The sequence below is a fragment of the Ruegeria sp. AB8 genome, from assembly GCF_056542605.1.
In genome coordinates this window covers 116,194-136,849 of record NZ_JBQGAB010000005.1, presented here as the reverse complement: position 1 = coordinate 136,849, position 20,656 = coordinate 116,194, and the positions used below count along the sequence as shown (strand labels likewise).

The following is a 20,656-nucleotide window of genomic DNA, read 5'->3' as shown; positions in this document are numbered from 1 at the left end:
AGCTTTCAGATCAGGAGGCGCGAATGGGAATACGCTTTTTCTCGGACAAGAACCGACCCGTCCACATGGGGGCTTACCCAATGGAGCGGTTGGCTCGGCAGGACAACCTTCCGGATCTGTCGCTTGTGCCGCCGATGAAAGAGCTCAGCTTTCACCGCCCCGACCAGCCTGAAAGCATCGTAAACGCGATGGGCGAATTTCAGGCCATGATGGATGCTATTCGTGACGGGTTCGTGAACCCCGCGATGGCTGGAATCCCGAACAGCCCGTCGGAGCGTGCCAATCATCTGAAGGCGTTTGGTTATTTCAATGATGCCTCGATGATCGGATGCGGACCGCTGCCGGCTGAGGCGCTGTTGCCCGAACCCCGGAGAAATCGCGACATCGACCGGCTGGCCCACGCCCTGAGAACGCGCCAGACCAAGACGCTGGCCTCGGGCATCGATGTGATCATGGCGGATCTGAAGGAAAGCATGGAGGCGGAGACCGGCTCGATAGACGCCCACCGACACGCGATTGTTTTCCTGTACGAACATCATCGCGACCCGGACGCGGATGAGCCGGGGACAGAGTGGATCAGGGATGCACAGGACCATCGTGCCTGCCTTTTGGCGACCGAAAACGCGGTGGTGATTGCCAACTATATCCGATTGCTCGGGTTCGATGCGCGGGCGCATACGGTCATGTCGTCCGAGGTGGATCTGAACAGGCTGGCCGTTGCCGCGGGGCTGGTCACGGCCGAGGGCGGCGTGCTTGTCGCCCCCTGGCTTGGCAAACGGTTCGGGTTGGCCGCAATCACCGCCGAGATGGAGATCGCCCATGACAAGCCCCTGAAGCCCATGGCGCAGCAGCCGTGGTTCAAAACTCAGGGTCCCGCGTGGTGGCTGGGGGCAGGTTTCGCCAAAAGTGCGCTGAACCGTGACCTCTATGCCAAGCGGCGCTATGTGGATGGCGCGCATCCGTTCGAAAAGCTGACGCGTGTCGACGATCCAACCACATACATTGACGAGGAAAACGTGGCCCGTGTGCCGAAACGGGCGGACATGTTTGCCCGCGCGCAATTCGGAGATATGGGCAAGCCCCTTCAAGACGCGGCCAAAGGCGGGCACTACGTCCGCAAATCCGCGCCCAGCTTCGCACAAAGGCGCGCGCTGGGTGCCTTCGTTCTGCTGCAGGATGGCGACAGCGCCGACGGGTTCAAGCCAACAGATGCGCAGCGGAACGCGGCGAACATCAAGGCGGCGTCCTACTTTCTGGGGGTCGATGCGGTCGGTCTCAGCCGGTGCCCGGACTGGGCCTGGTATTCCCACGACGCAACCGGCGAAGCCATCGACCCGCCCCATGATCAAGCCGTCAGCATGATCATTGATCAGGGGTATGAGACGATGGAAGGCGCCAGCGGTGACGATTGGATCAGCGTCGCCCAGTCCATGCGCGCGTATCTGAGATTTTCCTTACTGGGCGGGGTGATTGCCCAGCAAATCCGCAATCTGGGCTACAAGGCCAAGGCGCATACGGTCATGGATGGCGAAGTGCTGCAGCCACCACTGCTGTTGCTGTCTGGGTTGGGCGAAGTCAGCCGCATTGGCGAGGTGATCCTGAACCCCTATCTCGGGCCGCGTCTGAAATCGGGCGTGGTAACGACAGATATGCCGATGAGCCACGACAAGCCCATCGACTTTGGCCTGCAAAGCTTTTGCGAGTCCTGTAACAAATGCGCGCGCGAGTGCCCCTCGGGGGCGATCACTGCCGGACCGAAACTGATGTTCAACGGCTATGAAATCTGGAAGTCCGACAGCCAGAAATGCGCCACCTATCGGATCACGACACCGGGCGGGTCCATGTGCGGGCGGTGCATGAAAACCTGCCCTTGGAACCTTGAAGGCCTGTTCAGCGAACGCCCTTTCCGCTGGGCAGCGATGAACATCCCATCCGCCGCACCCGTGTTGGCGCAATTGGACGACGCGCTCGGAAATGGCGGTTTGAACGACACCAAGAAATGGTGGTGGGATATCGAGTTGCAGGCGGACGGGGCCTATCGCCCTTCGACCCATCCCCTGAACCGGCGTGACCTGCAAAAGGATCTGGACCTGAAATACGAGGATCAGACGCTGGCCGTCTACCCGGCTTACCTGGCCCCGCACCCATGGCCCTATCCTTTCGCGATGGACCGCGAGGCCGGGATTGCCGCCTATGAGGCTCTGGTTTCGGCAGACGAGTACAAGGCGCGCAAAGCCGCCGGGGATATGAGCGTGGTTCACCGCTATCAGATCGCCGGAGACGCACCGGTGATGCGGGTTGAACTGACCAGGGTCGACAAGATGTCTTCTGATGTCACGAAATACGAATTCTCGGCCATGGATGGTGCGCCGTTGCCGGACTGGACTGCCGGCGCACATTTGGATGTATTGGTCGCCCCGGAATTTCTGCGTCAGTATTCCATGTCGGGCGATCCTGCTGACCGGACTACGTATCAGATCGGCGTCCTGCGCGAAGATGAAGGGCGCGGCGGTTCGGCGCTGTTGCACCGTATCTTCGGCAAGGGGCGCAAGGTATTCATTTCAAAACCCATCAATCACTTTGAACTGGATGAGACTGCCAGCAAGACGTTCCTGATGGGCGGCGGTATCGGCATCACCCCGATGATTGCCTTTGCGCACAGGCTTCACGCGCTGGGCAGAGACTTCGAGCTGCACTATTCCGCCAGTACGCGGGCGGACGCTGGTTACCTGCAGGACCTTGCCGCAGCGCCCTGGGGCGATCATGTGCACTACCATTTTTCAGACGAAAACACCCGGGCCGATCTGGATGTCATCCTGTCTGATTATCAGGAAGGATGGCACGTTTATACCTGCGGTCCGGATCGATATATGGACGGCGTGATACAAGCGGCAGAACGACAGGGTTTTCCCGAAGACGCCCGGCATCTGGAGTATTTCTCGGTTCCCGAGCAACCCGAATACGAAAACCATCCGTTCATTCTGAAGCTAGCAAAGTCAGGCAGGGAGCTGACCGTCCCATCGGACAAGGATGCCGCGCAGGTTCTGAATGAGGCGGGAATTCATGTGGATGTGAAATGCGCCGACGGCATTTGCGGGGTCTGCAAATGCGGGGTTATCTCGGGCGAAATTGAGCATCGTGATTTTGTGTTGTCGAACCGGCAGCGCGAAGGAGCTATCATTTTATGCCAAAGCCGCGCCGCGACTGCGGATGGCGTGATCGAGATTGACCTCTGACAATTGCTCAAAAACGACTTTGGGAAACCTAAATTTTGGTCGTTCCGGCCATGGACGCCACTTGGTTGCTGCACTAACGTCCCGTTCAAACCCCAGTTAATCCTGATCCACAGGTGCGAGGTAAACAAATGGACTATCACAGCCCCAACAGTTTCGAAGAAGCTTCGGCGCTGGCAGCGAATGCAACGGGCACGACCCGGTTTCTTGCAGGCGGCACCGACGTTCTGGTGCAATTGCGTTCGGAACTGGTGACCCCCGATACACTGATCGACGTGAAAAAAATCAATGGGGTGCGGGACATCACCCGAAACGCCGATGGCAGCTGGACCCTTGGCGTCGCCGCCACCGGTGCCGAAATGAGCGAGCACCCCGAACTTGGCCGCGACTGGCCCGGCGTGGTCGAGGCAATGGATCTGATCGGCTCCACCCAGGTTCAGGGACGCGCGACTTTGACGGGCAACCTGTGCAATGGCTCGCCTGCGGCTGATTCCGTGCCGGCCATGGTAGCGGCCGGTGTCACGGTGACCGTGACCGGTCCTGGCGGCACGCGGGAGGTCGCGGTCGAAGATATTCCAGTCGGCCCCGGAAAGACCTCGCTGACCAAGGGCGAGTTGATTTCCGCAGTGCACATTCCGGCGCGGGGAGACAACGGTGGAGACGCATATCTGCGCTTCATTCCACGTACCGAGATGGACATCGCCGTCGTCGGCGTCGGCGTGAACCTGCGCCTGGATGGTGATAAGATCACCGAGGCGCGTGTTTCGCTGGGTGCGGTGGCCCCGACCGTTCTGCTGGTCGAAGACTGCGCCAGGGCCATCATCGGCACCACTCTGGACGACGCCGCGCTTGATGCACTGGCTGCGGCTGCATCCGCAGCCTGTAATCCGATCAACGACAAACGCGGCACAATCGAATTCCGCACCGAAGTTTCGGGTGTTCTGGCAAAGCGCGCCGCAAAAATCGCCTTTGCCCGCGCGAAGGGAGAGCAAGCATGAGCAAGTTACACGTATCCACCACCGTGAACGGTGACGCGGTTGAATACCTGTGTGATCCCCGCGAAACCCTGCTGGACTGCCTGCGAGACAAGCTGAACCTGACCGGCGCCAAAGAAGGCTGCGGCACCGGCGATTGCGGCGCGTGCTCGGTCACGGTTGATGGCCGTCTGGTATGCTCGTGCCTGATGCTGGGTGTCGAGGCGGAGGGAAAGCAGATCGAAACCGTCGAAGGTATCGCGGATGGCGATGTTCTGCACCCGCTGCAGAAGAAATTCATCGAATACGCCGCCCTGCAATGTGGCATCTGCACGCCGGGTATTCTGGTTGCGGCGAAGTCCCTGCTGGAAAAGAACCCGAACCCGACCGAGGAGGAGACCCGGTACTGGCTGGCGGGCAACCTGTGCCGCTGCACGGGATATGACAAGATCATTCGTGCCGTGATGGATACGGCAGCTGAGATGCGGGAGGCTTCGTAATGGCACTCGACGATCGGAAATCCGAATTCAATTTCGTGGGTACCCGTCCTGACCGGCCGGATGGTCTGGACAAGGTGACGGGCCGGGCCCGGTTTGGCGCCGATGCTTATGCGCCCGGTATGCTGCATGGTGCGATCCTGCGTTCCCCTCATGCGCACGCGCGGATCGTGAAGATCGACGCATCGAAGGCCGAGGCGCTGAAGGACGTCAAAGCCGTTGTGACCCGGGCCGATTTCGCGGATGTGCCCTTCAAGCCCGGTTTGGAAGGCGAATTCTGGAGCGTGCTGGAAAATGTCATGGCGGGTGAAAAGGCCCTCTATGACGGTCACGCTGTTGCGGCGGTTGCGGCCACGTCGGCTTTGGCTGCGCGCGATGCGCTCAAGCTGATCGAGGTCGAGTACGAAGTGCTGCCCCACGTCACGGATGTGGACAAGGCTATGGCCCCTGATGCGCCGGTAATCCGCGAAGGGGCTGCGGACTATTCCGTGCCCGAAGGGATGCACCCCAACGTCGTGCGTTATCACGAAAGCGGCCATGGCGACGTCGAGGCCGGGTTTGCCGAGGCGGATTTGATCCTGGAAGACAGTTTTGTGACCGAGGCAACGCATCAGGGCTATATCGAACCGCACGCCTGCCTTGGATCTCTGGGCAGTGACGGCAAGGGTGAGCTGTGGTGCTGCACGCAAGGCCATTGGTACGCGCAGAAATACTGCGCCACGCTGGTAGGCATTGAAACGGCGCAGCTGCGGGTGACCGCCTCGGAAATCGGTGGTGGCTTTGGTGGCAAGACCACCGTGTTCATCGAACCGGTTGCACTGGCGCTGAGCCGCAAGGCCAACCGGCCTGTTAAGATCGTAATGAGCCGCTCTGAGGTGTTCCGAGCTACCGGCCCGACCTCGTCCGCGTCGATGGATATCAAAATCGGCATGAAGAAAGACGGCACGATCACGGCGGCCGAAGGTATCTTCCGACTGCAGGGCGGTGCTTTTCCGGGAGCGCCCGGGGATATGACCGCCATGTGCGCTTTTGCGCCCTACAACCTGACCAATGTTCGTCAGGTCGGCTATGACGTTCTGGCCAACCGTCCGAAACAGGCCGCCTATCGCGCCCCCGGCGCACCCATGGGGGCGTTCGCAGTGGAATCCGTGCTGGATGAGCTGTGCAAAAAGCTGGGGCTGGATCCGGTGGACGTGCGTCTGAAGAACGCGGCGCACGAAGGCACCAAAGCCAGTTATGGCCCGACTTACGAACGTATCGGTCTGGTCGAAACGCTTGAGGCGGCCAAGGCCCATCCCCACTATTCGGCGCCGCTGAAACCGGGGCAGGGGCGCGGCATTTCGTGCGGGTTCTGGTTCAATCACGGTGGTGAAACCAGCGTCTCGCTTGCGCTGTCCGAGGACGGCTCGGCCCAGGTTATGGTCGGCACACCCGACATCGGTGGCTCGCGTGCGTCGATGGCCCTGATGGCGGCCGAAGTGCTGGGTATCCCATACGAGAACATTCGTGTCACCGTCGCGGATACGGCGACGCTGGGCTACAACGACGTAAGCCACGGCTCGCGCGTGACTTATGCCAGCGGTTTGGCGACCATCAAGGCAGCCAGAAACGCTGTGGAACGTCTGTGCGAACGCGCGGCGGCCAAATGGGGTATCCCGGTCGATGCGGTTAAATGGGAAAACGGCTGTGCCGTGCCTTCGGGTCCGAACGCAGGCGATTTCGATCCAATGCCGCTGGCCGATATCACCGCCGATATGGGTGCGACCGGTGGTCCGATCTCGGGGCATTTCGAAGCCACTCCGGAAGGGGCGGGTGTGTCATTCGGCACCCATATCGTCGATGCCGAGGTCGATCCGGAAACCGGCAAAACCGCGATCACCCGCTATACGGTCATTCAGGATGCCGGTAAGGCCATCCACCCGACTTACGTGGAAGGTCAGTATCAGGGCGGTGCCGCGCAAGGCATCGGCTGGGCGCTGAACGAGGAGTATATCTACGGCGAAGATGGCAGGCTGCAGAACTCGATTTTCCTCGACTATCGCATTCCTGTGGCCAGTGACCTGCCGATGATCGACACGGTGATTGTCGAAGTGCCCAACCCCGGTCACCCGTTCGGTGTGCGCGGCGTGGGCGAGACCGGCATCGTGCCGCCGCTGGCGGCCATCGCCAACGCTGTCTCCAATGCGGCGGGCGTGCGGATGAAGCAACTGCCAATGTCGCCGCCCCGCATTCTGGCGGCGCTCAAGGACAATGGTTGAGGTCCATCTCTGGTCCGGCCTCCGGTCTCTGACCGGGGGCCGGCAGGTGGTCGAGGTGCAGGCCAAAACCACCGGCGAGTTGCTGCGCGAACTTGTTCGCGCGCATCCGCAATTGCAGGCACCGATTGATGCCGGGGTATCAATCGCCATCGACGGCCGCGTCATCGCCTCGGGTTTGACCGAACCGATCCCGGAAGGCAGCGAGATTTACCTGATGCAACGCCTGCGTGGCGGCTGAGCGAGGTTGACCCCGAAGGGGCAACGATCAGTTCACTAAGTCTTCGGCTATTTGATCCACGGCGGTTTGCAGAGAGTCGCGTCGATATTGCGTGCTGTCGGCGAAGGCGTCGAAACGGGCCGAGGCCGTCAGAATTTGAACGCCGTCCCGTGGGGTGATATCGAAACTGATCGAAGAGATAATGCAGTTTCCCAGCAAGGCGCGGATTTCAGTACAGATTCTGCGTGCATTTTCGAACACCTCTGCGCGGTTGCCCAGAGTGTTGTGAAGATCGCGGCCACCAATCAGCCGCACCCGGGCCGAGATGAGTTCGCCGTTCTTTACGACTGACGGATCGCCGGTTTCGTAATCCGGGACATATTGCAGGTTTCCGATGATCCTGACGGTTCCATCCCGTGAAAGCGTGGCGTTGGATTTGGAAACATCACATTTTGTTCCCAGGTTGCCCAGTACTTCAAAACAGTATCCCGCAAGAGTTTGCGGCGCGCGTGCATGGGCATAAAGTTCCTGAAAATCCGGCTCTGGCAGGGTTTCTCCGGGCTTCAGCAAAGCCTCAAACGGCATTTACAGCTTGTATGACACATAGCGACCTGTGGTCAGGTCCGTGGGGTTGAATGCTGCGTTCAGCTTCTTGTTGTTGCGCAGCCAGGCAACTAGTGGTTGGCCTTCGGCAAGTTCACCCACGGTTTCAAACGCCGCGTCGTCGCCGGACTGCGCCCGGGATACCGCGTGGCTGATTTGATAGCCCCAGTACTTCGTCGGCAGATACCACACCGCAAGTAACGCCAGGATTGAAAGAGTCAGGGCCGTACCTATCAGTTTCATTGCCGGGACACCTCCTGCGGCGCCGGATCAAGCAACGCAAGGTCACCACCGACCGCAGCGGTCAGCAGCATGATACGCGTGTCCTCAAACGTGTCATCTCCGATCAGCGTAAAGTCGTTTTCCGAGACATAGACATCACGTCCTGCCATGCTGCGATATTCGATTGGCTGGTCCGGCAGGTCGCCCACCAGGACATGGGCCGCACTGTTGGGGGCTGTTACATTGGTGTCCGCAGGCACACCCATGAGCTGCCGGTACCATGCGTCAAACGCGCGATAGCCGGTGTTGAAGCTGTAAATTTGGTTCGTGTACAGATCATTTCCGTTATCCGCCTTGGTCTGCGCGGGCCAATGCGCCTGTGGCCTTCGCCATGGTGCAACCATGCAAGGCCCCGGGTCATCATTCGCGCCAAATTCAAAGTTCGTTACAAAGTCGCTGATCCGGATTGCCTCGAACGGCACGTCCTGTTCAGGCGCCACAAGACCCGAGTTCTCGCCGATCATCGCGACATGCGACAAGGAGACTCCCTTGGCCAGTTGCAGGTTCCAGATCACGTTCTGTCGGAAGCTTTGCAGCACCAGGTAGACGGGTGCCGACGTGTCGGTGACAAACACGTCCACGGCAAACATCCGTCCCTGCGCCTGGGATCCGGTCTGATAGTGTTTTTCCGAAACCTGCAAACCCTTGATATGGTCGATCAGTGCATTTGCGATGGCCCGGTTCGAGAACACATGGGTCGTTGTCGGCAGCGTGCCGGTCTCCATGCGCACGTTATAGACAACATCATTCGGCTGCGGTCTTTTGAAGGTGCATTCGGAGTTAACGGCAAAAGGGATCAGCACGTTGGGCGGGGCGTCCTGCCCTGCCGGATCAAAGCCCGTCGCCACATCCAGAACGGTTAATTGTTCCCGGTCCGCAGTTGCCAGACCCGGGCTGGGAATGCTCCAGCCTTGATCGGTGATCTGGCGAACGTCCTGCACAGGCTTGGGTTGTGGCTGTGGGGCCGGCTGGTTGTCCGGGGCCGCCGCTTGCGACAGTTTCCACTCGTCGAACATCATCAGGCCGTAGAACCCGCCAATTCCGGCCATGGCCGCCAATATGGCCCAGATCATCGCGTTGCGGAGATTATGACCTTTCGGTGCCGGTTCACTGGGTGGAGCTTCTGTTTGGACTTGCGGTGGCGGAGGGGTGCCGTGTTTCTGCTGAATGCGTTGTATTCGTTCTGAAAAATCTTGCTTTTGCTTTGAATCGGTCATGGCGTCGTATCTCGTGATTCGGCATCGACGTTAATTGAAAGTTTCAACCGCTGCGAGAATGCGTGGCGGCGAAACATGCCGTTCGAAATGACTGTTGCAGGAAGACATATCAACTGCACCTTGTTTGAAGCAGTTAAAGTCCGGATGTTTTTACTGGATTTGATGCTTGGCTTGTTAACCCTGCCAGGGTTCACGCCCGACCATCCGGTCCGCTTCTGCCGTGATATCGTTCATGTGGTGCTCAAGACTTTGCCTGAGCGTTTCGATCTGTTCTTCACTGGCCTTGCGGGGGACGGTTTCGGTCCATTCCCGGCACAGGAAAACGCCCTGATTGCGCCAGGGGCGGGGCAGCAGCATGCGGTCCCACGTTCCGGCCTCGCGCCCGTAGCGGGTAGAAAAGGTAATGCCAAACACCCGTTTGCCCGAGGTGCGGGCCCAAACCAGCGGCACGGTCGACAACACCCGTTCGGGCCCACGCGGACCGTCGGCGGCAATGCCAATCGAAATGCCCTGCTTGATCATCCCCAGCACCTCGCGCGACAAGGCGACGTGGCGTTTCCGGCTGGTCATGGCGATCGAGTCCAATCCGAACAGCTTTTGCACCCGGCCCACCATGCTGCCGGCGCGCGCGGCCGACGTGATGGTACAAACCCGTCCCTTATCCAATGGAAAGAGATAGGGCGATAGCGTCAGCCGCTGGTGCCACATCACAACGATCACCGGCTCACCCTGTTCCACCAGTTTGTCCATTTCCTCAAACCCGAGGCGCTGCCAGCTCGTGTTGCGATGAACCATCCGGATGTAGCTGGCGATCCGCCGCGCCGCCCAGTTGAGAACGGCTTCGCTGTCTGCGATTTTCTTGCGGAGGCTCACGTATTGTATCCCTGTACTGACCAGACCTTGTCTTAAAGAACTGCGCGTCCGGTGCAACTTGTTTGTCCCCGGGATGATCTGACGATGAATCGCAAAAAGCCTCTTGAGTCCGCCGCGCGGCTGGCATATCTGGGTCGCACCACAGGGGTATAGCTCAGTTGGTAGAGCGACGGTCTCCAAAACCGTAGGTCGCGGGTTCGAACCCTGCTGCCCCTGCCATTTCCTTCCATGTTGTAGACGAAGCCCAGGTTGGGGATACCCTTCCTTGTGCGGGTTCAGTTTCACGGGCAATCGCTGTTCCCTCCGGCGAATGAATGGCCTATTGTCACGTGCAGACAGAACGCACCGGGATGGGGATACATGTCGCGTTTCGATGGTTACTTCCTGCGGCAGTTGCTGGTGCTGTTCGGATTTTTCACTCTGGTTCTGGTTGGCGTCTTCTGGATTACCCGATCAGTCAGCCTGTTTGACCGGGTAATCAGCGGTGGTCAGTCGGCTATGGTGTTTCTTGAATTTACGGCCCTGACACTGCCGACGCTGATCCGCACGGTGATGCCAATGGCCGTATTCGCCGCCGCAGTCTACGCCACCAACCGGCTGAGTCGCGAAAGCGAGATGACGGTGATGCTGGCCACCGGTTCAAGCCCGTGGAGGCTGGCGCGCGGAGTATTGGTTTTTGGTGTCATTGCTGGGCTGATGATGGCGGTCATAAGCATATTCCTGCGCCCCGCATCCGTCGATCAGCTTGAGCAGCGGCAGGCCGAAGTCGCCGGGGACGTCACCGCGCAACTGTTGAACGAGGGTGAATTTCTGCACCCGGCCGCTTCGGTGACGGTCTATATCGGCAGCATTGATCTGGACGGTACTTTGCACGAAGTGTTTGTTTCCGATCGTCGCGACAAACTGAACTCGGCCAGCTATTCCAGCAAGACGGCGTATCTGGTCAACAATGATGCGGGTCTGCATCTTGTGATGCTGGACGGGATCGCGCTGCGCCTGGACCGTGAAGGCCGGACGTTGTCTTCGACCCTGTTTCAGGACGCGTCTTACGACATATCCGGGTTGACCAGTTCGCGCGGCATGAACGACCGCAGCCTCGAAGCGGTTCCGACAATCGAGTTGCTCAATGACCGGGATGCAATCTCGGAAGCGGAAGGATTCAGTCAGGGTGAGATGATCGAGGAGTTACACCAGCGGTTCTCCTGGATCGCGATCTGTATTGCTGTCGCGATGGCGGGGTATTCCACCCTGATGCTGGGCAGTTTCTCGCGGTTTGGCCTTTGGCCACAGATATTCGGGGCTTTCACTATCCTTATTCTGCTGGAGGGTGTTCGCGGATTTATCTCTCCCATTGTCATCGCCGATCCTGCCCTGTGGCCGATGCTGTATCTGCCGGCCTTCGGGGGCATCCTGATTTCCTGCATGTTCCTGTTTGTTGCGGGCCGGCCGATTGTCGTGATGCGGCGAACCGAAAACCAGGCAATGCCGCAGGCAGGTACCTGAGTTCAGCCGCGAAGATCGGCAAGGCAGCTCAGGATATCGTCGATGCCCGCGCCATCACGGCGGGTCACCAGATAGAGCGGCAGTAACAGGTCACGTGCCCCCTCGATCGGGATCAGTTCCTGCGATCGCAGGTGGTCTTCGATGACGTAGCGCGGGAAATACCCGGTTCCGCCTCGGCGCAACACATAGCGCAGCGCCATCATGCAATTGCCAAGAAAAATCGTCTGCCCCGGCGCCTGTCGGGCCACGGATCTCACGTGGTCCTGATAGACTTCACCTAATTCCAAATTGACAAATACCAGATCCTGGCCGGTGTCGGCCGTGCCCCGGGTTCGGACAAGTATCAGGCGCTCGGTGCCCAAGTCGTGAAACACCACGCGCGGATCGGCCGGTTTTTCATGGGTCAGGGCGGCATCCAGAACATGCGTCGCGACAGCGTCGACCATGTTCAGATCGTGGTCATAGTTCAGCGTCAGCAACAGTTTTCCGGACTGCCGTTCGAACCGCACGGCCAGATCAACCAGCAACGGATCCCAGATGCTCAGCTGTGCGCCAAGCCGCAAGGCGATGCGGTTCTGGGATTGAGACGGCAGGTCGTGTGAAGCAAAGGACCAAAGCGACAGCATCTGTTCAGCGTAAGGGCGGAATTGCCGCCCGAAATCAGTCAGTGTGGTGCCACCCGCGCCCCGATTGAACAGTTGCTTTCCCGTTTCATCTTCAATCGCGCGGATACGCGCACTGACGGCAGTCTGGGTCACGTTCAGCTTGCGGGCCGCGGCGTGAAAGCCTCCGACCTCGGCAACGCACAGAAATGTTTCGAGCGCTTTGATCTGCATGCCGAAAGTATTTTTTGATCGAACCGATAAAATCAATTCATTTTTTTGGCCACAGGGATTGCACTATCATGATGCGCAACTTCAGCCAAAGGACGCGCCATGCTGGACAAAAGCCACAAACCCACCTGGACCAGTTTCGAAAACGCCACCAAGGAAGATTTTCTGGCGGTAATGGACTACGAAGACGCCTATAACGCGGCTCTGCCGGATCGCATTCTGGATGCAATCCGTTCGCTCGATGAAGAGTGGACGCCCTATCCTGTAAACCGTTATCAACACAGCCTGCAGGCCGCGACCCGTGCCTATAACGACGGGGCCGACGAAGAGATCGTCATCGCTGCATTGGTGCATGATACAGGCGATATCCTGTCCCCCTACAACCATGGTGAGCTGTCAGCGGCGATGATGAAGCCCTATGTCAGCGAAAAAACCTACTGGATTCTCAAGCATCACTGCGTGTTTCAGGGGTATTATTACAATCACTTCCTGGGTGGCGACCGCAACGCCCGCGACAAGTATCGTGACAGCCCGTACTGGGAAGACTGCCGGTATTTCTGCCACGAATACGACCAGTGCGCCTTCGACCCCGACTACCCGACCAAACCGCTGGAGTTTTTTGAGCCCATGCTGCGCCGGGTTCTGAACAAGGGAGAAGGCCACATGGAATTGAACGAGACGGCGGACGACGGCAAGACTGATTAAGAAAAATGACAGGCGGGCCTGAGTGGCCCGCCTGAACCGATCAGCAGCTTGCCATCAGACGATAGACGATCTGCGCGGCGGTAAAATCCCATGCGGCATCGCCATCGGGGGCCAGTTCGACCACATCAAGGCCGACGCATTTTCGCCCCTTCAACGCGTGTTCCACCAGATGCAGCGCCTGGTAATAGGCCAGCCCACCGGGTACAGGGGTGCCGGTGGCCGGCATGATCGCCGGGTCCAATCCATCCACATCAAAGCTGACATAAACCAGTTCCGGGAAGTCTTCGGGCAGGTCAATGGCGTGGATGTTGTCGGTCACCAGTTCTTCGGCATCGACGTGAAAAACGTTGTTTTGTACACGGCTCTGCGCCTCTTCCTTACAAAACGCACGAACGCCGAACTGGGCCAGTCGGATGCCTTCCTCGGCCAGAAGATGCATGACCGAGGCGTGGGAGTGTTTTTCGCCCTGATAGGCGTTGCGCAGGTCGGCATGCGCGTCGACTTGCACGATGCCAACCGGCTGCCCCAGCGCACGGGCGACGCCCATGACTGCACCGTAGCTGAGCGAATGCTCGCCACCCAGCGTCACCGGCACCTTACCCGCGCGCACTGCGGCTTCGGTACGTTGGGCCAGGCGTTCCATGATTTCCGGCAGCGAGGCATCGCAATCCAATGGCGGTTCGGTGAAGATGCCCTGCAGGCAGGGTTCAGCACCGCCCACGATCCGCTCCAGCTCATTTGAGGCCTCGACAATTGCTTCGGGCCCTTTGGCCGTGCCCGAGCCATAGGACACCGTGCGCTCCAGCGGCACCGGGATCACGTGGAACCGCGCGTCCTCGGTGCGCTCGGAAGCGGTCAGTTCACTGTCGAGGAAAATGCTCATGAGAGTCTGTCCTTAAAGTCTTCATAGCCGAACTTTTTGATGATTTTCAGTTCGTCCGTTTGGCTGTTCCAAAGCGCGATGGTAGGCAGCGGCACGCCATTGAATGTGTTTGTCTTGACCATCGAGTAATGGGCTTGGTCCAGGAAGGCGAAGCGCTGCCCGATCTCCAGCGGCTTGTCCCATGTGTAGTCGCCGATCACGTCACCCGCCAGACAGGACGGGCCGCCCAGACGGTAGGTGTGGCCAGCCTCGGCTTCATCCATCAAAGCCGGACGATAGGGGGCTTCGATCACGTCGGGCATGTGGCAGGTGGCCGAGATGTCAGTGATCGCAAGGTTCATGCCATTGGTGGGCAGGTCGAGGATTTCCCCGACCAAAATACCGGCGTCCAAGGCGACCGCCTCACCGGGTTCCAGATAGACATCGATGCCGTAGGTTTTGCGGATGGTCTTGATGAAGGTCGCCAGCCCGTCGCGGTCATAGTCGTCGCGGGTGATGTGGTGGCCGCCGCCGAAGTTCAGCCATTTGAGTTGCCCCATGAACGGCGTGAGTTTCGGTTCGACGGCGTCCCACGTGCGCTGCAGCGGCTCGAATCCCTGTTCGCAGAGCGTGTGCATGTGCAGGCCATCAACCCCGGTCAGGATTTCCTTGGTGAGCTGGCTGACGGGCGTTCCCAGCCGAGAACAGGGGGCGCAGGGATCGTACTTCGGAATTTCACCTTCGGAGTGTTCCGGGTTGATGCGAAGACCGACCTGAACGCCGGCGGCCTGGGCTTTGTCGAGGAAGCGGTCTTTTTGCGCCGGAGAGTTGAAGATGATGTGGTCGGACAGGGACAGGATTTCGTCGATATCGGCGTCCTTGTATCCGGCACAGAAAGTTGCGACCTCACCGCCATATTCCTCGCGGCCCAGCCGAGCCTCAAAGATGCCGCTGGCGCAGGTGCCACTGAGATGTTTGCGTACCAGGGGGGCAAGCGAGAACATCGAGAAGGCTTTCAGAGCACTCAGCACATGTGCGCCCGAGCGGGTGCCGATATCGGCGAGGATGCTCAGGTTCCGTTCGACGGCTTTTTCGTCGACCACAAAGCACGGCGTGGGAACGCGGCTGAGATCGAAGTTGCGGAAGGCTCCGGCATCCCCGGCTTGTGTGGTCATCATGTCGGACATAACCGGCGTCTCCTTGGTGTGGAGAGGCCGGGGGCGCTGCCCCCGGACCCCCGGAGTATTTGGGAAAAGGTGAAGACCAGATCAGAATTCGACGGGACCGTCGAGTTCGTGAACCTGCCACGGCAGGCCGTGGTCGTTCAGCATGTCCATGAAATCATCGGGGTCGAGCTGTTCCATGTTCCACACGCCGGGTTGAGTCCAGTTGCCCTTCAGCACCTGTGCCGCGCCGATCATCGCGGGGACGCCGGTGGTATAGCTGACCGCCTGGCTGCCGACCTCGGCATAGCATTCCTCGTGGTCGCAGATGTTGTAGATGTAATAAGTCTTCTCGCCCGAGCCATCCTTGGCCTGACCCGTGGCGATGTCGCCGATGCAGGCTTTGCCCTTGGTTTCCGCGCCCAGATCGCCAGGATCGGGCAGCAGGGTTTTCAGGAACTGGATCGGGATGATTTCCTTGCCGTCGTGCATCACCGGGTCGATGCGGGTCATGCCGACGTTTTCCAGCACTTTGGCGTGGGTGATATAGGCGTCACCGAAGGTCATCCAGAAGCGGGCACGCTCGATCTCGGGGAAGTGGGTCGAGAGCGATTCCAGTTCCTCGTGATACATCAGGTACATGTTTTTGGGGCCGATGGCGGGGAAATCGAACTCGACCTTGTGTGTCATTGCCGGCGAGTGTTTCCATTCGCCGCCTTCCCAGTGGCGGACCTCGGCCAGCACTTCGCGCAGGTTAATCTCCGGGTTGAAGTTGGTGGCGAATTCCTGATCGTTCGAGCCGCCATTGGCGTCCAGAACGTCGATCTGACGAATGGTGTCCAGCTTGTGTTTCTTGAGCCATTTGGCGAACACACTGGTCACACCCGGATCGAAACCCGAGCCGAGGATGGCGGTCAGGCCAGCCTCTTTGAACCGCTCCTGATAAGCCCACTGCCAGTGATATTCGAACTTGGCCTCATCCTCGGGCTCGTAGTTCGCGGTGTCGAGGTAATGGATACCGGCCTCAAGACATGCATCCATAAGAACCAGATCCTGATAGGGCAGGGCGAGGTTCACGAGGATTTCCGCGCCGGTCTCCTTGATCAGCTTGACCGTGTCTTCGACCTTGTAGGCGTCCAGTTCTGCGGTGGCGATATCAACGCCCACAAGCTCTTTCACCGATTTGGCGATGGCGTCGCATTTCGATTTCGTGCGGCTGGCCAGAGTGATCTCGGTGAAGATGTCCGAATTCATTGCCATCTTGTGCACGGCGGCGTGGGATACGCCGCCTGCGCCGACAACCAGTGTTTTGCCCATGGGGTTTTCTCCTCTCACAGGGGGTTATTCGTAATAGGTGTAGCCGTTGATCGAGTCGCGGTAGGCGCTCATTAGGGTTTTGCGGTCCTTGGCTTTCAGAGTACCGGTCGAGATCGCCTCGTCCACCATTTTGCGGAAGGCAGCGACGCAATCGCCGGGGTCAAACTCGACATAGGACAGAACTTCGGAGATGGTGTCGCCTTCCTGCTCGTGCAGCAGGTCGAAGCCGCCGTCAGCGCGCAGGTCGATGGTGACGACGTTGGTATCACCAAACAGGTTGTGCAGATCGCCCAGCGTTTCCTGATAGGCGCCGACGAAGAAGACGCCCATGTAGTATTCGCCGTCTTCAGGCAGCGAATGCACCGGCAGGCTGGGAGAGACACCATCGGCCAGGATGAAGCGGTCGATTTTGCCGTCGCTGTCGCAGGTGATGTCGGACAGGACCGCGCGGCGGTCGGGTGTTTCGTTCAGTCCCTGCAGCGGCACGATCGGGTGCAACTGGTCGATGGCCCAGACATCGGGCAGGGATTGGAACAGCGAGAAGTTGCAGTGGTAGATATCGGCCACTTTTTCAAGCTGGTCGTCCACATCGGTTTCCAGATCGTCGCTGGCCGCAAGCGCCTTGAGGCGGGTCATCAGCGACAGGTAGATGCGCTCGGCCCGGGCCATCTGGCGCAGGTCGACATAACCGCGGCGGAACAGGGCACGCAGTTCATTGCGATAGAAGGTGGCGTCGTTCCAGCATTCCTGCAACCGGTCGATGCTGAGGTAACTGGACACAGCGGCCAGGTCCGAAACCATATGGTGGTCATCGGGTTCCACCTCGGGTCCGTTGGGCGCATCGTAGAGCGTGCTTTCCAGCACGTTGAACAGCAGCATCGACGAGGTTGCCACCACAGCGCGACCGCTTTCGGTGACCAGAGTCGGGTGGGCCACTTCGGCCTCATCCATCGCGTAGGCCACGGTTTCGACGACATTGGCGCAGTATTCCTCGACCGTGTAGTTGATCGAGTTCTCGGCGGCTTTCTTTTCGCCGGTATAGTCCACACCCATGCCGCCGCCGAGGTCCAGATGGGTCAGCGGCACGCCTTCGCGCGTCAGCTCGGTGTAATAGCGGCAGGCCTCGCCCACGGCGCGGCGCACGTCGTTGACGTCCTGCACCTGAGATCCGAGATGCGAGTGCTGCAGCTTCAGGCAATGCAGCAGACCGGCCGCTTTCAGCTTGTCGACAGTAGCGACCAGCTGATCGGTGTTCATGCCAAAGGCGGACCGGTCGCCCGAGCTTTCTTCCCATTTGCCGCTGATCTGGTTGGTCAATTTGACCCGGACACCGATCAGGGGCTCGATGCCCAGTTCGTTATATACCTCGATCACCGTGTCAGCCTCTTTCGGGCTTTCCAGCACGATGACGGTGTTAAAGCCGATCTTGCGGCTGAGGATTGCCAGTTGGATGAACTCGGCATCCTTGACGCCGTTGCACACGATTAGCGCTTCGCTGGCCAGACGATGGGCAAGCGCGATCACCAGTTCGGGTTTCGATCCGGCTTCCAGGCCGTAATTGTACTTCTTCCCGAACTCGACGATCCGGTCCACGACCTGCGCCTGTTGGTTCACCTTGATCGGGAAAACACCGCGATAGTGCCCCTTGTACCCGGTACGGGCAATCGCATCACGGAAGCTTTCATTGATATGAGCGATCTCGTTTTCCAGGTAGGAACTGATACGCAAAAGCATCGGGGCCCTGATGCCGCGTTCCTCAAGGTCGCTCAGGATGCCGGGCAGGCTGATTGCCGCAGCCTCTGGTGCCATGGGATTGCGCAGACCGATCTCGCCCTGCTTCGTCACCTCGATGAGGCCTTTGCCCCATTTCTCAACCCCGTAGATGGAATGCGGTGCGTTGGGCGTATGTTTCAATCAAGTCAGTCCTTGTACGTCTGGAGTGCCGGTTTTGCGCCCGCCAATACGGCAGCAGTTTGATTCGTCCAAGTGTAATCTATGCGATGGAAAATGCCGAGGTTCAGCCAAACGCCCGGACATGGATCAGGTGGTTGTCCCATTGGCAGTCCAGTTGGGCCAAATTGTTGGCGCTGATGCCGCTCAGGCTGCCGATCACTCCGGTGCCGGTGGTAAAGACATACCCCTTGGGCCCTGCGCTTAACCCGCATACATCGTCAAGCTGGTGGATGCTGGCCAGTCGCCCGTCTGCGACATTGAACTGATGCAACGCGTTGCCGCGCGGGCAGGTGATCGCGACGGTTTCGCCATTGGCAGAAAACGCGATACTTCCTGCGTAGCCTTGAAGCGTGGCTTGATCGGTGTCGGGTGCCGCCAAAAGCCTGGGCGCCTGACCACGGTGATGCAGGCCCAATAACGGCGGGTGAGCGGTCGCGTCGCCCTGCCATTGCATGGCAAAGGCAACAAGTCCATCCCGGCGCACCGCCAGATGACGGGTCGAGCTCTTGTGCATCGCGCGCGGCAGTTCCACCGTCTCCAGAATGTCGCCGGACAGGTCAAGATAGGTCAGGTTGGGTTGCATCACCGGCAGGTTCAGCTTGGTGCGGCCCGTGTCGGGATGGGTCTCGATCCCGCCATTGGCGACGACCAAAGAAACGCCATCCGGCATCAGGCGCAAGTCGTGCGGGCCGATACCGCCCGAGGAAATCTCTCCGATCCGGGTGTAATCTTGGCCGTTCCAGATGCCGATGATGCCCGCGCCAGCGTCATAGTTGTTTTCGGTCGTGTACAGCCTTGTTCCATCTCGCGAATAGGTGCCGTGGCCATAGAAATGGCGCCCTTTTGGGGCCTGCAACTCAGCGATTTGCGCCCCAGTGGCGCAATCAATCACCGCGGCAAAGGTACCGGGACGGCGGGCAAAGGCCACCGCCTGCGGCAAGTGTGGATGCGCGGCGGCGGCGTGGCCCCGGGCGGGCAATGGCAGGGAAAACAGGATGGTTCCGTTCACATCCAACCCGGCCAGGCGGTACGTATCATCCGGGAATAACGCTGCAGCCAGATAGTCAGGCCCGCCCACCGACGCCCACCCTTTCATCGGGGCAAGACCGGCGGCGGTCAGACCGGCCAGAAAGCGGCGGCGGGTGGTCATGCGGATCAGTCTCCGTCCAGTGAGTTGAACCCGGCGCTAATGCCAAGGGTCGGGCCGAGTTCGGTAGAGGCAATAGCGCGGATGTCGTTGATCGACTGTTGCAGCGTTTCGACCCGGATGCGTCCCTGTGGATCGGCGACACCCGCAAAGGCCGGATCGTCCAGTGATTGTGCCCGGCTTATGGCTCTTGCAAAGGCGGCGTCCAGATCATCGGCAATCCCGGGATGACCGGTCGACAGATGAGTGGCAAGATCGTGCAAGGCGATCAGCGACAATTCCACATGGCGCAGCGATCGTTCGGACCGGCGTGCCTCGGCCCGGTTGGGGCGGGGGCGGTCATGCGTTCCCATGGGGCGGCCAAGGCGGGTGTCGGCGGTAAACTCCAGACCGGTGATCAGGGCTTTAAACAGTTCCTGCATCGCTTCATCATCGGACCGGTAAGGGCCGTCGGGTCCGGGTCGAGCCATTTTGCCGGCATAAGACTGCCAGTCGTTGTCGATAGCCCGCGCATTCCGTTCGATATCTGTCGCGATGGCCCGAACCAGCGCGCAGCGATAGTCATCCGCGCCTGCCACGGACAGTTGCGAGTCGAACAGAACCTGCTCCAAAGCAAAGAAACCGCGTCCAGCGATGGATGTTTCCGCGAATCCTTCGGCGGAATAGACCGCATCATCTTCCCGGGCGATCAGTCCAGACAGCGCCTTGGGCGTGAAACCCTTGCTGTCGGGCCAGAACGCCAGGGCAAAGGCGCGGTCATCGGTTTCCGACGGGCCAAAGCGCAGGTGGCTGGCAGAAACCCATGCGTCGAAGGCATCGTGATAAGCCGCCTGCAGATCGGGGGCGTCCATTGAGCAATCCGCTTGCGACGATGCTTTCAGTGTACCGGACATGTCCGCAAGCTGCGCAAAACGCGGCAGGATGTGGGATGGCACCGTGTCCGCGAGTACAGCCTGACGATCCTGAGCCTGGACAGCTATTGGCAGTATGAGGGCAGCCAGTAAGGTGAGAATTCGCAT

18 protein-coding genes and 1 tRNA gene are annotated in these 20,656 nt (G+C 59.6%); 8 read left to right on the top strand and 11 right to left on the bottom strand.

Annotated features, from left to right (window positions below; all coding sequences use genetic code 11):
* Positions 1-23 precede the first annotated feature (23 nt).
* The 5 genes from ACR0CG_RS07140 to ACR0CG_RS07120 all read left to right on the top strand — a co-directional run bounded on the left by ACR0CG_RS07140 (position 24) and on the right by ACR0CG_RS07120 (position 7,200).
* The gene (locus tag ACR0CG_RS07140; protein WP_480523713.1) at positions 24-3,236 is read left to right on the top strand and encodes a reductive dehalogenase; all 3,213 of its coding nucleotides are present in this window, start codon (positions 24-26) and stop codon (positions 3,234-3,236) included.
* A gap of 128 nt (positions 3,237-3,364) precedes the next feature.
* Positions 3,365-4,231, top strand: coding sequence for an FAD binding domain-containing protein (locus ACR0CG_RS07135; protein ID WP_480523711.1), 867 nt, complete (start codon positions 3,365-3,367; stop codon positions 4,229-4,231).
* On the top strand, positions 4,228-4,707 hold the full coding sequence (locus ACR0CG_RS07130) for a (2Fe-2S)-binding protein (protein WP_170615926.1): 480 nt from the start codon (positions 4,228-4,230) through the stop codon (positions 4,705-4,707). The genes ACR0CG_RS07135 and ACR0CG_RS07130 overlap by 4 nt, the downstream gene beginning before the upstream one ends.
* On the top strand, positions 4,707-6,962 hold the full coding sequence (locus ACR0CG_RS07125; RefSeq protein WP_480523708.1) for a xanthine dehydrogenase family protein molybdopterin-binding subunit: 2,256 nt from the start codon (positions 4,707-4,709) through the stop codon (positions 6,960-6,962). Before ACR0CG_RS07130 ends, ACR0CG_RS07125 begins: the two co-directional genes overlap by 1 nt.
* A complete protein-coding gene (locus tag ACR0CG_RS07120; RefSeq protein WP_480523706.1) occupies positions 6,955-7,200 on the top strand; it encodes a MoaD/ThiS family protein in 246 nt (81 codons plus the stop codon). Before ACR0CG_RS07125 ends, ACR0CG_RS07120 begins: the two co-directional genes overlap by 8 nt.
* A 27-nt stretch (positions 7,201-7,227) precedes the next feature.
* On the opposite strand, the gene ACR0CG_RS07115 is transcribed toward ACR0CG_RS07120, so the two are convergent.
* The 4 genes from ACR0CG_RS07115 to ACR0CG_RS07100 form a co-directional block, all read right to left on the bottom strand.
* Positions 7,228-7,764, bottom strand: a complete 537-nt coding sequence (locus ACR0CG_RS07115; RefSeq protein WP_480523705.1) for a hypothetical protein — start codon at positions 7,762-7,764, stop codon at positions 7,228-7,230.
* Positions 7,765-8,025 (bottom strand): hypothetical protein, encoded by a 261-nt coding sequence (locus tag ACR0CG_RS07110; protein ID WP_480523703.1) that lies wholly within the window; start codon positions 8,023-8,025, stop codon positions 7,765-7,767.
* Positions 8,022-9,281 (bottom strand): hypothetical protein, encoded by a 1,260-nt coding sequence (locus ACR0CG_RS07105; RefSeq protein ID WP_480523701.1) that lies wholly within the window; start codon positions 9,279-9,281, stop codon positions 8,022-8,024. The genes ACR0CG_RS07110 and ACR0CG_RS07105 overlap by 4 nt, the downstream gene beginning before the upstream one ends.
* Before the next feature lie 174 nt (positions 9,282-9,455).
* The gene (locus ACR0CG_RS07100; protein WP_480523699.1) at positions 9,456-10,154 is read right to left on the bottom strand and encodes a lysophospholipid acyltransferase family protein; all 699 of its coding nucleotides are present in this window, start codon (positions 10,152-10,154) and stop codon (positions 9,456-9,458) included.
* A 143-nt stretch (positions 10,155-10,297) separates the two neighbouring features.
* Between ACR0CG_RS07100 and ACR0CG_RS07095 the strand changes: the two genes are divergently transcribed.
* Together ACR0CG_RS07095 and lptF are read left to right on the top strand one after the other, a co-directional pair.
* Positions 10,298-10,373: transfer RNA gene (locus tag ACR0CG_RS07095), tRNA-Trp, on the top strand.
* A 141-nt stretch (positions 10,374-10,514) separates the two neighbouring features.
* Entirely contained in the window at positions 10,515-11,657 is a 1,143-nt protein-coding gene (lptF, locus tag ACR0CG_RS07090) for an LPS export ABC transporter permease LptF (protein ID WP_480523697.1), read from the top strand.
* Between the two features lie 2 nt (positions 11,658-11,659).
* Here the strand turns inward: lptF and ACR0CG_RS07085 are convergent, their stop codons facing one another.
* The gene (locus tag ACR0CG_RS07085) at positions 11,660-12,493 is read right to left on the bottom strand and encodes a LysR family transcriptional regulator (protein ID WP_480523696.1); all 834 of its coding nucleotides are present in this window, start codon (positions 12,491-12,493) and stop codon (positions 11,660-11,662) included.
* A 99-nt stretch (positions 12,494-12,592) separates the two neighbouring features.
* Between ACR0CG_RS07085 and ACR0CG_RS07080 the strand changes: the two genes are divergently transcribed.
* Positions 12,593-13,195, top strand: a complete 603-nt coding sequence (locus ACR0CG_RS07080; RefSeq protein ID WP_170806902.1) for an HD domain-containing protein — start codon at positions 12,593-12,595, stop codon at positions 13,193-13,195.
* A gap of 40 nt (positions 13,196-13,235) precedes the next feature.
* Here the strand turns inward: ACR0CG_RS07080 and speB are convergent, their stop codons facing one another.
* The 6 genes from speB to ACR0CG_RS07050 form a co-directional block, all read right to left on the bottom strand.
* Positions 13,236-14,078: an agmatinase gene (speB, locus tag ACR0CG_RS07075; RefSeq protein ID WP_480523694.1), complete on the bottom strand. Its 843-nt coding sequence runs from the start codon at positions 14,076-14,078 to the stop codon at positions 13,236-13,238.
* The gene (nspC, locus tag ACR0CG_RS07070; RefSeq protein WP_480523692.1) at positions 14,075-15,244 is read right to left on the bottom strand and encodes a carboxynorspermidine decarboxylase; all 1,170 of its coding nucleotides are present in this window, start codon (positions 15,242-15,244) and stop codon (positions 14,075-14,077) included. Before nspC ends, speB begins: the two co-directional genes overlap by 4 nt.
* Positions 15,245-15,325: 81 nt before the next feature.
* The gene (locus tag ACR0CG_RS07065) at positions 15,326-16,537 is read right to left on the bottom strand and encodes a saccharopine dehydrogenase family protein (RefSeq protein WP_480523690.1); all 1,212 of its coding nucleotides are present in this window, start codon (positions 16,535-16,537) and stop codon (positions 15,326-15,328) included.
* Between the two features lie 24 nt (positions 16,538-16,561).
* Positions 16,562-18,451, bottom strand: a complete 1,890-nt coding sequence (gene speA / locus ACR0CG_RS07060; protein WP_480523688.1) for a biosynthetic arginine decarboxylase — start codon at positions 18,449-18,451, stop codon at positions 16,562-16,564.
* A 103-nt stretch (positions 18,452-18,554) separates the two neighbouring features.
* Positions 18,555-19,640, bottom strand: coding sequence for a DUF1513 domain-containing protein (locus ACR0CG_RS07055; protein WP_480523686.1), 1,086 nt, complete (start codon positions 19,638-19,640; stop codon positions 18,555-18,557).
* A gap of 5 nt (positions 19,641-19,645) precedes the next feature.
* The gene (locus tag ACR0CG_RS07050; RefSeq protein WP_480523684.1) at positions 19,646-20,656 is read right to left on the bottom strand and encodes an imelysin family protein; all 1,011 of its coding nucleotides are present in this window, start codon (positions 20,654-20,656) and stop codon (positions 19,646-19,648) included.

What these genes read in the sequence shown, in the direction of transcription:
- ACR0CG_RS07140 (WP_480523713.1), top strand. Translation starts at nt 24, where the DNA reads ATGGGAATACGCTTTTTCTCGGACAAGAACCGACCCGTCCACATGGGG.
- ACR0CG_RS07135 (WP_480523711.1), top strand. Translation starts at nt 3,365, where the DNA reads ATGGACTATCACAGCCCCAACAGTTTCGAAGAAGCTTCGGCGCTGGCA.
- ACR0CG_RS07130 (WP_170615926.1), top strand. Translation starts at nt 4,228, where the DNA reads ATGAGCAAGTTACACGTATCCACCACCGTGAACGGTGACGCGGTTGAA.
- ACR0CG_RS07125 (WP_480523708.1), top strand. Translation starts at nt 4,707, where the DNA reads ATGGCACTCGACGATCGGAAATCCGAATTCAATTTCGTGGGTACCCGT.
- ACR0CG_RS07120 (WP_480523706.1), top strand. Translation starts at nt 6,955, where the DNA reads ATGGTTGAGGTCCATCTCTGGTCCGGCCTCCGGTCTCTGACCGGGGGC.
- ACR0CG_RS07115 (WP_480523705.1), bottom strand. Translation starts at nt 7,764, where the DNA reads ATGCCGTTTGAGGCTTTGCTGAAGCCCGGAGAAACCCTGCCAGAGCCG.
- ACR0CG_RS07110 (WP_480523703.1), bottom strand. Translation starts at nt 8,025, where the DNA reads ATGAAACTGATAGGTACGGCCCTGACTCTTTCAATCCTGGCGTTACTT.
- ACR0CG_RS07105 (WP_480523701.1), bottom strand. Translation starts at nt 9,281, where the DNA reads ATGACCGATTCAAAGCAAAAGCAAGATTTTTCAGAACGAATACAACGC.
- lptF (WP_480523697.1), top strand. Translation starts at nt 10,515, where the DNA reads ATGTCGCGTTTCGATGGTTACTTCCTGCGGCAGTTGCTGGTGCTGTTC.
- ACR0CG_RS07085 (WP_480523696.1), bottom strand. Translation starts at nt 12,493, where the DNA reads ATGCAGATCAAAGCGCTCGAAACATTTCTGTGCGTTGCCGAGGTCGGA.
- ACR0CG_RS07080 (WP_170806902.1), top strand. Translation starts at nt 12,593, where the DNA reads ATGCTGGACAAAAGCCACAAACCCACCTGGACCAGTTTCGAAAACGCC.
- speB (WP_480523694.1), bottom strand. Translation starts at nt 14,078, where the DNA reads ATGAGCATTTTCCTCGACAGTGAACTGACCGCTTCCGAGCGCACCGAG.
- nspC (WP_480523692.1), bottom strand. Translation starts at nt 15,244, where the DNA reads ATGTCCGACATGATGACCACACAAGCCGGGGATGCCGGAGCCTTCCGC.
- ACR0CG_RS07065 (WP_480523690.1), bottom strand. Translation starts at nt 16,537, where the DNA reads ATGGGCAAAACACTGGTTGTCGGCGCAGGCGGCGTATCCCACGCCGCC.
- ACR0CG_RS07055 (WP_480523686.1), bottom strand. Translation starts at nt 19,640, where the DNA reads ATGACCACCCGCCGCCGCTTTCTGGCCGGTCTGACCGCCGCCGGTCTT.
- ACR0CG_RS07050 (WP_480523684.1), bottom strand. Translation starts at nt 20,656, where the DNA reads ATGCGAATTCTCACCTTACTGGCTGCCCTCATACTGCCAATAGCTGTC.